Here is a 14,614-nt window from a genome sequence, read left to right as displayed (position 1 = left end):
AAAAAGGTTGATGCATGAGCATCAACCTTTTCTTTATTCACTATAAGGTGATTAAGCCATCTGAGCTTTGATGTGCTCTACGATGTCAGCCATCGCAACGGCTTCTTTCTCACCAGTACGACGGTTCTTGTACTCGAAGTTACCTTCTTTCATCGAACGGTCACCGATGATGACAGTGTGTGGTACACCAAGCAGTTCCATATCAGAGAACATTACGCCTGGGCGTTCTTTACGGTCATCAAACAGTACTTCGATACCCATAGCGGTCAGTTCAGCGTACAGCTTCTCAGCTGCTTCTTTCACTTCTTCTGACTTGTGCATGTTCATCGGTACGATAGCCACTTGGAACGGCGCCAACGCGTCTGGCCAAATGATGCCGTACTTGTCGTGGTTCTGTTCAATCGCAGCCGCTACCACACGAGTGATACCGATACCGTAACAACCCATCTCTAGAATCACGTTCTTACCGTCAGGACCAAGCACGCCACAGTTCATCTTCTCAGAGTAGTTTTTACCAAGCTGGAAGATATGGCCAACTTCGATACCGCGTTTAAGTAGGATAGTCCCTTTGCCACATGGGCTCGGGTCGCCTTCAACCACGTTGCGCAGGTCTTCAACTTGACCAAGCTCTACGTCACGACCCCAGTTAATACCGAAGTAGTGTTTACCATCAACGTTTGCACCTGCGCCAAAGTCACTCATTACCGCTACGCTGCGGTCAACGATGAACGGTAGCTCAAGACCAACAGGGCCGAGTGAACCAGGGCCAGCACCGATCAGTGCGCGAATCTCTTCTTCTGTAGCCATTTCCAGTGGAGCTGCTACTTGTGGAAGGTTTTCTGCTTTCACTTCGTTCAATTCGTGATCGCCACGAACGATCAGAGCGATGATTGGCGCATCGACTTCGTCAGACGCTTTAACAAACAATGTCTTAACTGTTTTTTCGATTGCTAGACCGTGTTGCTCAACCAGTTCCGCGATAGTTTTCGCGTTTGGCGTATCAACCAGCGTCATCTCTTGAGTTGGCGCTGGCGCCGCGTCAGCAAGAGCGACTGCTTCTGCTTTTTCGATGTTCGCTGCGTAGTCTGACTCGGTTGAGAACGCAATTAGGTCTTCGCCGCTTTCTGCAAGTACGTGGAACTCTTGAGAGCCGCTACCACCGATAGCGCCGCTATCAGCAAGTACTGGACGGTAATCCAGACCCATACGGTCAAACGCGCGGCAGTATGCATCGTGCATTGCGTCGTATGACTTCTGTAGGCCATCTTTGTCGATGTCGAAGCTGTACGCATCCATCATCGAGAATTCACGAGAACGCATTACGCCAAAGCGAGGACGACGTTCGTCACGGAATTTAGTCTGGATTTGGTACAGGTTCAGAGGAAGCTGCTTGTATGAGCTTACTTCGTTACGAACTAAGCTGGTGATCACTTCTTCAGCGGTCGGGCTAAGAACAAACGGACGAACATGACGGTCAGTAAAGCGAAGTAGTTCAGGACCCATTTTTTCACTGCGGCCTGTCTCTTCCCAAAGTTCAAACGGCTGAACAACGGGCATCAAAGTTTCGATTGCACCTGCATTGTCGATCTCTTGACGAACGATGTTTTCGACTTTACGCAGCACACGTAGACCAGTAGGTAGCCAGGTGTATAGACCTGAAGCCAGCTTACGGATCATACCTGCACGTAGCATGAGCTGGTGGCTCACTACTTCTGCGTCGTTTGGAGTCTCCTTCAGAGTAGAAAGAAGATAATTACTGGTACGCATTAATTCTATCCGTTTATTAAAGTTAAATACTTGAGTTGAACATAACCCAAGACTGAAAGCCCCAAGAGTGGGGATAAAGTTAAGCCGTCTATAATATCAGCCAATTTGCTTTGTCAAAAGCGTTCAATAGCGGTAACTGTTATTAAGTTGCCATTTACCCTGAACTTTACGTTCAGATCGAACAAATTTACCGCATATTCTTTATCGTCGGATTTGTTTTTCTTATAAGCAGGGCGAGGATCTTGAGCTAATACTTGTTCGATCACTTGCTGCTGCATCAAACCGTCTTTGCGCGATTGCAGCATGGTTAACGCTTGAACCGAAAAGCACACTTGTGATGTTTCTGGTTCGGCTTCAGCGTAACCGCCTGTCGCATCGCTAATTGAGTCCGAGTAGGGAATATAAGGTTTGATATCTACAATCGGTGTGCCATCAACCAAATCGACACTGCCCAGCTCCAGATACAACTGATCGCCTTTTTTACTCACGCCTTTTATTTCGACCGCGGACATGCCGATTCCATTGGGGCGAAATGTAGAGCGCGACGCAAATACCCCGATTCGCTCGTTACCACCCAGCCTTGGAGGACGCACGGTCGGTTTCCAGCCAGCGTCAATATTCTGGTCAAACAAGAACAACAGCCAGACATGACTAAATTGTTCTATGCCACGCAGCGCTTCTGGGCTATTCGCCGCACCAGACAGTCGCACTCTGGCTCCAGCTGCGGGCACCAATCGCGGTTGTCTCGGTACGGCAAATTTCTCTTTATAAGGGCTTTCAATGAAACCGATTGGCTCTATGGAATACATCGCATGTTCGTGTCTGTCTAACTATCTTGCGCTCAAAATATCACAAAAATGACTTGCAAAACTTTTTGATAATGATTATTAATTGAAATGTTATAACATAACAGTTTGTGTTTTTTGAGGAGAGTTATGAAACCGAATATCCATCCGGAATACCGCAAAGTGGTGTTTCACGATACGAGTGTCGATAAATATTTTTTGGTCGGTTCAACGTTACAGACGGACCGCACCATCGAATGGGAAGATGGCAACACTTATCCGTATTTTACGATCGAAGTTTCTTCTGAGTCGCATCCGTTTTATACCGGTAAGCAGCGCGTGATCCAGAAAGAAGGAAGAGTGGCGAACTACAATCGTCGATTTGGTCAGTTTGGTAAATAAAGGGTAGAAAAATGAAGGTATTAAAGTCATTAAAGAGCGCGAAAAATCGTCACCCTGATTGTCAAATCGTCAAGCGAAAAGGGCGCCTATATGTGATTTGCAAGGCGAATCCTAGATTTAAGGCGGTGCAAAAGTAACATAACTAGAGTGATTGGTATTAAGTGAATTATCATGCTGATGATTGTTTTTAAATTGGTGTTTTTTGCTATTTATTTGTTCAAAAGACGTTAAAAAATCTGATCTAATACACACTTTGTAACATTTTGGATTTTAAATTGAACGACTTGTCGAGTACTCTGCGCCGGCTTTGTTGACATTTTTGTCACATTGGCGCAGGAAAAACTACAAGGAGTAAACAGATGAGTTCATCTGCTTCAATTAAACAAAATTCACCGAAGAAGCCGTTATTTACGCGCTTTCTTGATAGTGTTGAATATTTAGGGAACCTATTACCCCACCCAATCACTCTTTTTGCACTTTTTTGTGTGGCAATCCTAGTTGCATCAGGTATCGCAGGATATTTCGATGTTGCAGTTGTAGACCCTCGCCCTGAAGGCGCGAAAGGTCGTGCTGCAGACGGCATGATTCAGGTTGTTAGCCTGCTGAATGCGGATGGTCTTGAGCTAATCGTAACTAACCTAGTGAAAAACTTTGTTGGTTTTGCTCCGCTAGGCACTGTATTGGTGGCTATGCTGGGTGTGGCTATCGCTGAATATTCAGGTCTTCTGTCTGCTGCAATGCGCGGCTTGGTAATGGGCGCTTCTAAGCGCATGGTTACTGTTACAGTTGTATTTGCTGGTATCATCTCTAACACAGCATCTGAGCTTGGCTACGTGGTTCTTATCCCACTAGCGGCGATGTTGTTCCACTCTCTTGGTCGTCACCCTCTTGCTGGTCTTGCTGCGGCATTCGCTGGTGTATCTGGCGGCTACTCAGCAAACCTTCTGATCGGTACGGTTGACCCACTGCTTTCTGGTATTACAGAAACAGCAGCACAAATGATTGACCCAACTTACACGGTAGGCCCAGAAGTTAACTGGTACTTCATGTTTGTTTCTACCTTCTTTATTGCAGGTATGGGTGCGTTTGTTACTGAGAAAATCGTTGAGCCAAAACTAGGCAAATACAACGACGAAGAAGCGTCTGAAGATCTTTCAAATGACAAGATGGGCAGCCTCACTGCTATCGAGAAGAAAGGTCTAAAACTAGCTGGTGTTGCGATTCTTGTTGTTTCAGCACTGCTTGCGTGGACTGTTGTTCCAGCAGACGGTGTTTTACGTTCTGATGCAGGTACGATCGCAGGTTCTCCATTCCTGAAAAGTATCGTAGCGTTCATCTTTGTGTTCTTCGCTATTCCGGGCTTTGTGTACGGTAAAGTGGTTGGCACAATGAAGACAGACCGTGACGTGATCGACGCAATGGCGAAATCAATGTCATCAATGGGTATGTACATTGTATTGGTATTCTTCGCTGCTCAGTTCGTTGCTTTCTTTAAGTGGACGAACTTTGGTCAGGTATTTGCAGTTGCGGGCGCGGACTTCCTACAAAGCATCGGTCTAACGGGCCCAATGCTGTTCTTCGCGTTCATCCTAATGTGTGGTTTCATCAACCTGATGATCGGCTCTGCATCTGCTCAGTGGGCAGTAACAGCTCCAATCTTCGTACCAATGCTGATGCTAGTGGGTTACGCACCTGAGACTATTCAGGCGGCTTACCGTATCGGTGACTCAACGACCAACATCATCACGCCAATGATGAGCTACTTTGGTCTGATCTTGGCTGTTGCGACACGCTACATGAAGAACCTAGGTATCGGTACGCTAATCGCGACCATGCTACCTTACTCAATCTGTTTTATCGTAGGTTGGAGCTTCTTGTTCTACCTATGGGTATTCGTGTTCGGCCTACCAGTTGGTCCTGGTGCGGCGACGTACTACACGCCTTAATTTTCAGATTAATCTTTCTTTCGTCAAAGCCGGAGCACTCAGCTCCGGCTTTTTTTATGTTTAAATAAAATAAATTGCGCAATCTCAATCAGGCTTCTCTCTCGGCTGAGCCATATTATTTGCATACAGCCACCAACGTGAAATGGAACATTGTGACGAATCAACAACATTTAAACAGAATCGAACGGGTGTGTGATTATATTGCTACACACCTCGACGAGGCGCTGACACTGGACGTGCTTAGTGAGGTTGCGATCTGTTCGAAGTACCATTTCCACCGTTTGTTTAAGGCTTACATGGGAGTCAGCGCAGTACAGTATGTGCAGATGGCAAGGTTGAAGCGCGCTTCATTTCGTTTGGCGTTTGAAGCGAAGTACAGCGTTACTGATATTGCTTATGAAGCGGGATTTGAGAGCCCAGAGGCGTTCTCACGAGCATTTTCTCGCATCTTTGACCAGACTCCTTCTCAATTTAGAACTCAGCCTGCGTGGCAACATTGGCATGCGCAATACGCAGCCCAGCCACCAATGCAAGGAGAAAACATGTTAGACGTAACTGTGGTGGATTTCGCGCAACGTGAAGTCGCACTGATTGAACACAAAGGGCATCCGAATCTGGTGCTCGAAACCGCAAGCAAGTTTATTCAGTGGCGCAAAAGCACAGGGTTATCACCGGTCGACAAAAGCGAAACATTTGGTGTACCGTATTCTGACCCAAATGACACCCCCGCGGATGAATTTCGTTTTGATATCTGTGGTACTCATCAAGGCGAGGTGCCTGAGAACGTATTTGGCGTGAAAGCAGGAGTCATTCCGGCAGGGCGCTGCGCGATGGCGATTCATAAAGGCAGTCACGACAGAATTGGCGAAACCGTCTATCAGCTATACCGAAGCTGGTTGCCGCAAAGTGGTGAAGAGTTGAGAGACTATCCGTGCTTTTTCCACTATCTCAACTTTGTTCACCAAGTGGACGAGTGTGATTTAGTCACAGAAGTTTACTTGCCACTGAAATGATACCAATCGTAGTAAATAACTGTTCATTCTAGCTTGTTAAAATACTCGATAACTGCGTTAACTTTTCGTTTAAAGTAAGTTGATTGTAGAATAACTACTAATCGAAAAATTTTGCCTTGTTCTCAAGCATTTTTCCTACGCTATTTCTGACCATTTACCTACTGTGATTGGTATAAAAAAGGCCGACGTTTTCACGTCGGCCTAGTCATTTATAGCGAGTAGTCAGCGATTACCAACCTTTAACTACGCCACCTTTGAAGATGTCAGATGCTGCTGTGTACACTTCGTCAGTTTGGTATGACTTAACAAAGTTCTGTACGTTTTCAGCGTTAACGTTCTCTTCACGTGCCACGATTAGGTTTACGTATGGAGACTCTTTGTCTTCAACGAATACACCGTCTTTCTGTGGAGTCAGGTCGATTGAGCTCGCGTAAGTCGTGTTGATGATAGAAAGAGCTACGTCGTCTAGTGAACGAGGAAGTTGCGCCGCTTCTAGCTCAACAATTGTGATGTTTTTCGGGTTTTCAACGATGTCACGTACAGTCGCTAGTAGACCTACGCCTTCACGAAGTTTTAGTAGACCTTGTTGCTCAAGAAGAAGCAGCGAACGACCTAGGTTAGTTGGATCGTTTGGTACCGCGATACGGTCGCCTTCTTTGATTTCTTCAACGGACTTAACTTGCTTTGAGTAACCCGCGATTGGGTAAACAAACGTGTTACCTGCGATGGTCAACTTGTAACCACGGTCAGCAACTTGCTGATCTAAGTATGGCTTGTGTTGAAACGCGTTGATGTCGATAGAGCCGTCATCCAATGCAGCGTTTGGTGTTACGTAGTCAGTGAAAGTAACCAATTCAACGTCTAGGCCGTATTTTTCTTTTGCTACTTTAGCTGCAACTTCAGCAACTTGTGCTTCAGCACCAGCCATAACACCGACTTTGATTTTGCTTGTATCGGCTTCTTTTTCACCACAGCCAGAAAGAATAAGTGCAGAGGCTGCAGCAGCGATGGCTAGTAAACCCTTAAGATTGAATTTCATGACTATCTCCTTGTAATAAAATGAATTTTATCTGTGATCTACACGGCGAACCACGGCGTCGCCAATAGACTGAATAATTTGTACCAACACGATAAGCATTACTACCGTCACGGCCATGATGACCACGTCGTAGCGGTGGAAACCGTAGCGGATCGCTACGTCACCAAGACCGCCGCCGCCCACGGTACCTGCCATTGCTGAGTAGCTCACCAAGGTGACTAGAGTAATGGTTACCGAGTTAACGATTGTCGGTAGCGCTTCCGGTAGTAGCACTTTGTTGATGATCTGTAGCGGCGTTGCTCCCATAGATTGCGCGGCTTCTACTAGACCTGATGGTACTTCCAATAACGCACCTTCAATCAGGCGAGCGACGAATGGAATAGCGCCGATGGTCAGCGGAACAATCGCGGCTGTGGTGCCGATAAATGTACCGACCAACAGTTTAGTTACTGGAATGATAGCCACCATCAACACGAGGAAAGGCACTGAACGACCAATATTGACGATGGCGCCAAGTACGCTGTTTACACGCGTATTTTCTAGCAATCCGCCTTTCTTGGTTGTGTGTAAAACCACACCGAGAGGAATACCAATCGCAAAGCCAACGATGCCCGCGACAGCAACCATGTAGAGTGTTTCCCAAGTCGCGCCCAACAGTAGGTCGCCGTTTAGGCTCAGCCAGTCTGAAATCGTCTTAAAGGACATAACCAAGTACCTCTACTTTTACGTTGTGGTCACGCAGGAATTCGATCGCTGCATTATCATCATCTTCATTACCAAACAGTTCAGCGACCATCATGCCGAACTTCACACCGCCAGCGTAATCGAGATCAGAACTCAAAATGCTTACGTCGATGTTAAATTTACGTGTAATTTGGCTCATCAATGGCGCATCGACAGTGGCGCCTGTGAACTCAAGGCGAACCAGTGGGTAGCTGCCTTCAACGCGCTCGCTTTGTAATCTTGCTTGATAATCTTCAGGAATCGAAAGATCCAGCGTCGAACGAATAAATTGGTGTGCCAGCTCTGTTTTCGGGTGAGCGAAAATTTCACCGACTGTGCCTTTTTCGACAAGCTCACCGTCACCGATGATCGCCACTTCGTGACAGATGCTCTTCACAACGTCCATTTCATGCGTGATCAGCAGCATGGTGATGTTGAGCTTGCGGTTGATCTCTTTGAGAAGTTCCAAAATTGATTGGGTTGTCGCTGGGTCTAGTGCACTCGTCGCTTCATCACACAGCAATACTTTCGGGTCTGAAGCTAGGGCGCGAGCAATCGCAACACGCTGTTTCTGGCCGCCACTTAAGTTTGATGGGTAGCTTTCGTGTTTATCTGCCAAGCCAACTAACTTAAGTAACTCAGTAACTTTCTCGTTGATTTTCGCTTTGTCTGCGCCCGCCAGTTCCAACGGTAGCGCAACATTATCAAACACGGTACGTGATGAAAGCAGATTAAAGTGCTGGAAAATCATGCCGATGTTGCGGCGTGTTTTGCTTAGCTCTGATTTAGATAGTTGAGTCAGGTCAACACCATCAACAATGATAGAGCCGCTTGTTGGCGCTTCCAGCATGTTTACACAACGTATCAGCGTACTTTTACCCGCTCCTGATGAGCCAATAACACCGAAAATCGTGCCTTGAGCAATATGAAGGTTAATGTCTTTCAGAGCGTTGATTTGCTTAGTGCCCTGATAGAAAACCTTGTTGACTTGATTAATTTCAATCATCGATAAACCCACTTTAAATCTCTGGAGCAGTAGATAATTTCGAACTACATCCTGTTATGTAGATGATGCTATGGGTTTGTTGTATAGGTGTCAATAGATATTTTTACGTCTAGACGTCTAAACGTATTTTTTGCCCAACCGTTTGGTAATTAGATAGTGATGAAAGAAATAAAGCGTGCAATAATTCTGGGTATAAGCAAAAGATAGAGAAGCAAATTTTGGCTAAACCAGCAGTCTTTTTAGATCGTGATGGCGTGATTAACGTCGACCACGGTTACGTGCATGATGAGCATGACTTCGAATTCATTGATGGCGTGTTTGAAGCAACCAAGAAATTGAAAGAAATGGGCTATTTATTAGTACTGGTCACCAACCAGTCTGGTATTGCGCGTGGTAAGTTTAGCGAAGAGCGCTTTTTGTCTTTAACTCAATGGATGGATTGGAACTTCGTCGACAACGGCGTTGAATTCGATGGCATCTATTATTGCCCACACCATGCAGAGCACGGCCAAGGTAAATACAAAGAAGATTGTGACTGCCGTAAGCCGAAACCGGGGATGTTTAACTCGGCACGTGAGTTCCTCAAGATCGATATGGAAAAGTCGGTGATGGTGGGCGATAAAGCCGAAGATATGATGGCTGCGCAGGCGGCAGGTGTTGGAACGCGCATTCTGGTTCGCACTGGTAAACCGGTTACGGAACAGGGCGAATCTTTGGCGTCAGCAGTGCTAGATAGTATTAAAGACGTGCCAGCGTATTTGGCAAAGTAATACAGTTAAGGTCGCATCTGCGGCCTTTTTGTTTGTTGGAGGCAAGAATGAATTCGAAATTTCTAACAATCACGATGATGAGCGCAGTTCTGGCGGGGTGTGCTGGTTCTTCAGATAACGTGAACTTTTTGCAGTACCAATGTGAAATGGGCAAGAGCTTCGCAGTCGCTTACTTCCCAGAGCAAGAGCGCGCAACATTGCGTCTATCCGGGCAAGAGTTTCCAATGATTCAAGTGCCGTCAGGATCAGGTACACGTTATATTCTTGATGACGGCAGCGCTGAAACGCAAAACCCTTTGACCTTGTACACAAAAGGCAACGATGCCCGTTTAGAGTACGAGCGAGTGATTTACAAATATTGTAAAACCAACTAGCGTATATCCTCTAAAAGCTCAGGCTGTTGGTCTGAGCTAAAATACCAGATTTTATGTTTGAGCTGTCTTTAGCTCACCAGACTCCCTGAAACCGACCAAACCATTATGAATAAGAAACTCACCATTCTCGACATCGCTAAACTTTCTGGAGTGGGTAAATCTACCGTCTCTCGAGTTCTGACCAATGACCCTAAAGTCAAACCAGAAACCCGAGCCAAAGTTGAGCGAGTGATTGCTGAGTCTGGTTATGTGCCTTCTAAGTCTGCGCAAGCGATGCGTGGTGGCAGCCAAAAGGTCGTGGGGGTCATTATCTCTCGTCTTGATTCTCCCTCAGAGAACAAAGCGGTCAGCAGCATGTTGCAAGCACTGTATCAAGCCGGTTATGACGTGGTAATCATGGAAAGCCAGTTTGACCGTGACAAAACCAATGAACACCTTGATGTACTAACCAAACGCAATGTTGATGGTGTGGTGGTGTTTGGTTTTAGCGATTTTGATATCGATAGACTTAAGACCTGGCAAAATCGTAGTGTCGTGATCGCTATGGATACCGACGTAACTTCTTCAATCAATTACGATAACCATGGCGTTATCGAGAAAGCGTTGCAGTATCTTCGCGAGCAAGGGATTGATGATATCGCGTTTATTGGCGTTGACCCGACCGATAAGACGACCGGTAAAATTCGACTCAATGCGTATCTTGAGTGGTGCAAAACGCACGCTCTAGAACCTCAATATAAGACCGGTAAACTGACTCACGAAAGTGCGTATAAGCTGGTGGATGATATATTGACGCCAGCGACGCAAGCTATTGTTTGCGCCAGCGACACGTTAGCGCTCGGGGTGATCAAACGTCTGCAAGAACTGGATCGTGAAGATGTTCTCGTCACTGGGGTAGGAGGAAACGAACTGCTTTCTTTCTTATTTCCTAAAGTGTTTAGTATCGACCCTGGCTACTCTCAAGCGGGGGCTATGGCTGCTAACTTATTGATCTCTCATATTAATGGTGAACAAGAATTGCATCATTTAACCCAAGAACCTGTAATGAGCTGAGCAATAGTTGCGGGTGTAACGTAGCTCTTACCTTTCTCTTTTTCTCCTTATATAGAGCCAACGATGTACTCGCTATCGTTGGCTCTTGTGCTTTTTCGAACCTAAACTCGCTGCTTGATCACAGCTTACCTAAACGTGATGTTTTCGCACTGATATAAGCTACTATTTTTAAAGTGGTTTAAAAATATACTGTGATCTCATTCAATTTATGGGATTGTTCCCATTTTTATTTAATATTAGATCTGACAATATAATAACCACATTTGGGAACATTCCCAAAATAACTATAAAGTCAGTTTAAGGCTGGAAAGCCTAACAGTATCTTCCCTAAATAGTGGGTTGATATACACATGAATGAGAATCCAACTAGGGTGGACATGGATATGAGTAAGATTGCTAAACACGAAGTTGAGCGTCTGATTGAACTGGTAGGAGGCCGCGAAAATATCGCGAGCGTGACCCACTGTTTGACTCGCCTACGTTTCGTATTAAATGATACCGATAAAGCCGACGTGAAAGGGCTGGAAGCGTTGTCGCTGGTTAAAGGTTGCTTTACCAATGCAGGCCAATTTCAGGTAGTCGTCGGTACTGAGGTCGATGAAGTTTACAAAATCCTTATCGAACTGACTGGTCAAAAGTCAGCCTCGAAAGACGAAGCGAAACAAGCGGCCCGCCAAAATATGAACTTCCTGGAGCGCGGTATTTCCCATCTTGCCGAAATCTTTGTACCGCTGCTTCCTGCAATCATCACTGGTGGTCTGATCCTTGGCTTCCGTAACGTGATTGGCGATATCAAGATGTTTGACGGCCAAACCTTGACGCAAATCAGCCAGTTTTGGGCAACGGTACACAGCTTCTTGTGGCTAATTGGTGAAGCGATCTTCTTCTTCCTACCTGTCGGCGTATGTTGGTCGACCGTGAGAAAACTCGGTGGTACGCCGATTCTTGGTATCACTTTGGGTGTGACCTTGGTTTCACCGCAGCTCATGAACGCTTACTTGATTGGTAAGCAAGTGCCTGAAGCGTGGGATTTCGGACTGTTTGTTATCGAGAAAGTTGGCTATCAAGCTCAGGTTATCCCTGCGATGTTGGCGGGTGTTGCGTTAGCGTTTATTGAAACTCGTCTAAAACGCATTGTTCCATCGTATCTCTACCTAGTGGTTGTGCCATTTGTCTCCATCATTGTATCGGTCATTCTGGCGCACTCATTAATTGGTCCTTTTGGTCGTATGTTGGGTGATGGTGTGGCATTTGCAGCAAAAGCAGCCATGACGGGTGACTTTGCGATGATCGGTTCAACTATCTTTGGTTTCCTATACGCACCGCTAGTAATTACTGGTATTCACCACACCACTAACGCCGTCGACCTTCAGTTGATGCAAGAGCTGGGTGGTACACCGATTTGGCCGCTGATTGCGCTGTCAAATATTGCTCAGGCGTCTGCCGTTGTCGGTATCATTCTAATTAGTAAGAAACACGGTGAGCGCGATATCTCGGTACCTGCGGCAATCTCTGCTTACTTAGGTGTTACTGAGCCTGCAATGTACGGTATCAACTTGAAATACAAGTTCCCAATGTTGAGCGCAATGATTGGTAGTGCGATTGCAGCGGCGATTTGTGGTAGCGCGGGTGTTATGGCGAACGGTATCGGTGTCGGTGGTCTGCCGGGTATCTTGTCTATCCAACCACAGTACTGGGGAATCTACGCACTGGCGATGTTGGTAGCGATTTTGATTCCAGCATTACTGACCTTGTTCTTCTACAAACGCGCAGAGATGAAAGGTGAGCTAGAACCTGCTGACGCATAACAACTAACTAGCAAATTAATTTTGGGGCGACTTTCTTCGCCCCTCTTTGTTCAACGTTCGATTTGGTAAGTGAGTTTCGAAATGACAACAATCAAAAATGATGCAAACTGGTGGAAAACAGCCACGATATATCAGATTTATCCAAAAAGTTTTTGTGATAGCGGAAGTAAAGGGACGGGAGATATCAAAGGTATTATCTCTAAACTCGATTACTTGAAACTGCTTGGCATTGACGCGATTTGGTTAACCCCAGTATATCAGTCACCGATGATTGATAACGGGTACGATATTTCAGATTACTACGCGATTAACCCTCAGTTTGGCAGCATGGCCGATTTCGATGAGTTGTTAGCGCAAGCCCACCAACGCGGTATCCGTATCATTATGGATATCGTCGTCAACCATACTTCGACAGAGCACCACTGGTTCCAGTCTGCATTGGGCGATAAAAGCAGCCCTTACCGCGACTACTACATTTGGAAAGATCCCGTAGACGGTGGAATCCCGAACAACTGGCAGTCCAAATTTGGTGGCAGCGCTTGGGAACTCGACCAGCAAACTGGCCAATACTTTTTACACCTATTTGCGAAAGAGCAGGCAGACCTGAACTGGGAAAACCCGAAAGTTCGCCAAGAAGTCAAAGATGTAATCAGCTTTTGGGCAGAAAAGGGCGTTGATGGTTTCCGCTTAGACGTGATTAACCTGATTTCTAAACAGCAAGATTTCCCGAATGATGATATTGGCGATGGTCGACGTTTTTACACCGACGGGCCTCGAGTGCATGAATTTCTTCAGGAAATCAGTTCTGCGGTATTTCAGAAGTACGGCAGCGTGACGGTCGGCGAAATGTCATCCACCACGCTTGAGCACTGCCAACAGTATTCGTCGCTTGATAACAAAGAGTTATCGATGGTGTTTAACTTCCACCACCTTAAAGTCGATTACCCGAATGGTGAAAAGTGGACCAAAGCGCCGTTTGACTTTCAGCAACTCAAGCAGATTTTCAACCACTGGCAAACCGGTTTGAATGGCAAAGGTTGGGGCGCTCTGTTCTGGTGTAACCACGATCAGCCTCGCGTCGTGAGTCGATTAGGCGACGATAAACAGTATCGTGTTGAATCCGCGAAAATGCTGGCGGCTTCGGTTCATATGATGCAAGGCACGCCATACATCTATCAAGGTGAAGAGATCGGCATGACCAACCCTGGGTATCAGTCAATCGAACAATACCGCGATGTTGAGAGCACCAATATGTATGACATCATGGTCAATCAACAAGGTGTGAGCCATGAAGATATGATTGCGATCCTAGCGCAGAAATCACGTGATAATTCTCGTACGCCAATGCAGTGGAACAACGAAGCATTTGCTGGTTTCTCCCAAGCTCAACCTTGGCTAGAAGTCGCGGAAAACTACCCCCAAGTGAATGCCGACAAAGCAGTGGCCGATCCAAACTCCGTGTTCTATTTCTATCAACGACTGATTCAGTTACGTAAAGAGATCGAAGTGATCACTACTGGGGATTATCAGGATCTCTATCCAGAGCATAACTCTGTGTTTGGTTATAAGCGCCAGAGTGAGAGTCAGGTTTTGATTTGTTTGAATAACTACTATGGAAAAGAGACAGAATGCTTACTGCCGTCAGAGTTTGACGTGAGTAAGGCGAAGTATGTGTTGGGCAATTATGCTGATTTGACTGAGTCCGTAAGTCAGCATCAGGTGCTTCGTCCGTATGAGACTCGCATCATTCTTTTACAGGACTAGCATTCCCCATCATTGTGTTAGTTCTTTTGCCCCGAGGAGTCGGGGCCTTTTTGCGTCTGGAGAAAAGGATGTCTCCAGACTCGTTAAGATGTCGCGATGGTATGAAACGAAAAAAGCCAGCTCAATGAGCTGGCTTTCTTTTGTATGGTGGAGGGGGACGGATT

At 46.1% G+C, this 14,614-nt stretch carries 14 protein-coding genes; 9 read left to right on the top strand and 5 right to left on the bottom strand.

Features of this window, described 5'->3' with window-relative positions:
- Positions 1-51 precede the first annotated feature (51 nt).
- Both AKJ31_RS09510 and tsaA read right to left on the bottom strand, forming a co-directional pair.
- On the bottom strand, positions 52-1,767 hold the full coding sequence (locus AKJ31_RS09510) for a proline--tRNA ligase (RefSeq protein ID WP_053408860.1): 1,716 nt from the start codon (positions 1,765-1,767) through the stop codon (positions 52-54).
- Between the two features lie 113 nt (positions 1,768-1,880).
- Positions 1,881-2,576: a tRNA (N6-threonylcarbamoyladenosine(37)-N6)-methyltransferase TrmO gene (gene tsaA / locus AKJ31_RS09505; RefSeq protein ID WP_053408859.1), complete on the bottom strand. Its 696-nt coding sequence runs from the start codon at positions 2,574-2,576 to the stop codon at positions 1,881-1,883.
- A gap of 126 nt (positions 2,577-2,702) precedes the next feature.
- Between tsaA and AKJ31_RS09500 the strand changes: the two genes are divergently transcribed.
- From AKJ31_RS09500 to AKJ31_RS09490, 4 genes are all read left to right on the top strand, one after another.
- On the top strand, positions 2,703-2,954 hold the full coding sequence (locus AKJ31_RS09500; RefSeq protein WP_053408858.1) for a type B 50S ribosomal protein L31: 252 nt from the start codon (positions 2,703-2,705) through the stop codon (positions 2,952-2,954).
- A gap of 11 nt (positions 2,955-2,965) precedes the next feature.
- Positions 2,966-3,091, top strand: a complete 126-nt coding sequence (ykgO, locus tag AKJ31_RS22570) for a type B 50S ribosomal protein L36 (RefSeq protein WP_072161297.1) — start codon at positions 2,966-2,968, stop codon at positions 3,089-3,091.
- A gap of 222 nt (positions 3,092-3,313) precedes the next feature.
- Positions 3,314-4,900 (top strand): AbgT family transporter, encoded by a 1,587-nt coding sequence (locus tag AKJ31_RS09495; protein WP_053408857.1) that lies wholly within the window; start codon positions 3,314-3,316, stop codon positions 4,898-4,900.
- Between the two features lie 149 nt (positions 4,901-5,049).
- Positions 5,050-5,913 carry an AraC family transcriptional regulator gene (locus AKJ31_RS09490; protein ID WP_211263052.1) on the top strand — a complete coding sequence of 288 codons (864 nt, stop codon included), beginning with the start codon at positions 5,050-5,052 and terminating at the stop codon, positions 5,911-5,913.
- Positions 5,914-6,142: 229 nt separating this feature from the next.
- Here the strand turns inward: AKJ31_RS09490 and AKJ31_RS09485 are convergent, their stop codons facing one another.
- The 3 genes from AKJ31_RS09485 to metN are packed head-to-tail and all read right to left on the bottom strand — an operon-like array spanning position 6,143 to position 8,681.
- Complete coding sequence (locus AKJ31_RS09485) at positions 6,143-6,952, bottom strand: MetQ/NlpA family lipoprotein (RefSeq protein ID WP_053408856.1); 810 nt, start codon at positions 6,950-6,952, stop codon at positions 6,143-6,145.
- Between the two features lie 27 nt (positions 6,953-6,979).
- Entirely contained in the window at positions 6,980-7,657 is a 678-nt protein-coding gene (locus tag AKJ31_RS09480; RefSeq protein ID WP_053408855.1) for a methionine ABC transporter permease, read from the bottom strand.
- The gene (gene metN, locus AKJ31_RS09475) at positions 7,647-8,681 is read right to left on the bottom strand and encodes a methionine ABC transporter ATP-binding protein MetN (protein WP_053408854.1); all 1,035 of its coding nucleotides are present in this window, start codon (positions 8,679-8,681) and stop codon (positions 7,647-7,649) included. Before metN ends, AKJ31_RS09480 begins: the two co-directional genes overlap by 11 nt.
- 218 nt (positions 8,682-8,899) lie before the next feature.
- Here metN and gmhB point away from each other — a divergent pair, with 218 nt between their 5' ends.
- From gmhB to treC, 5 genes are all read left to right on the top strand, one after another.
- Positions 8,900-9,451 (top strand): D-glycero-beta-D-manno-heptose 1,7-bisphosphate 7-phosphatase, encoded by a 552-nt coding sequence (gene gmhB, locus AKJ31_RS09470; protein WP_053408853.1) that lies wholly within the window; start codon positions 8,900-8,902, stop codon positions 9,449-9,451.
- A gap of 47 nt (positions 9,452-9,498) precedes the next feature.
- Positions 9,499-9,825 carry an MliC family protein gene (locus tag AKJ31_RS09465; protein WP_053408852.1) on the top strand — a complete coding sequence of 109 codons (327 nt, stop codon included), beginning with the start codon at positions 9,499-9,501 and terminating at the stop codon, positions 9,823-9,825.
- 105 nt (positions 9,826-9,930) lie between these two features.
- Positions 9,931-10,878, top strand: a complete 948-nt coding sequence (gene treR, locus AKJ31_RS09460) for a trehalose operon repressor TreR (protein WP_053408851.1) — start codon at positions 9,931-9,933, stop codon at positions 10,876-10,878.
- A 383-nt stretch (positions 10,879-11,261) separates the two neighbouring features.
- The gene (gene treB, locus AKJ31_RS09455; protein WP_053409093.1) at positions 11,262-12,686 is read left to right on the top strand and encodes a PTS trehalose transporter subunit IIBC; all 1,425 of its coding nucleotides are present in this window, start codon (positions 11,262-11,264) and stop codon (positions 12,684-12,686) included.
- Between the two features lie 81 nt (positions 12,687-12,767).
- Positions 12,768-14,450, top strand: coding sequence for an alpha,alpha-phosphotrehalase (treC, locus tag AKJ31_RS09450; protein WP_053408850.1), 1,683 nt, complete (start codon positions 12,768-12,770; stop codon positions 14,448-14,450).
- Positions 14,451-14,614: the final 164 nt, after the last annotated feature.

It is taken from the genome of Vibrio hepatarius, assembly GCF_001274785.1.
Taxonomy (GTDB): domain Bacteria; phylum Pseudomonadota; class Gammaproteobacteria; order Enterobacterales; family Vibrionaceae; genus Vibrio; species Vibrio hepatarius.
Note: the sequence above shows the minus strand (reverse complement) of the source record. Positions and strands in the feature narration are given on the sequence as shown.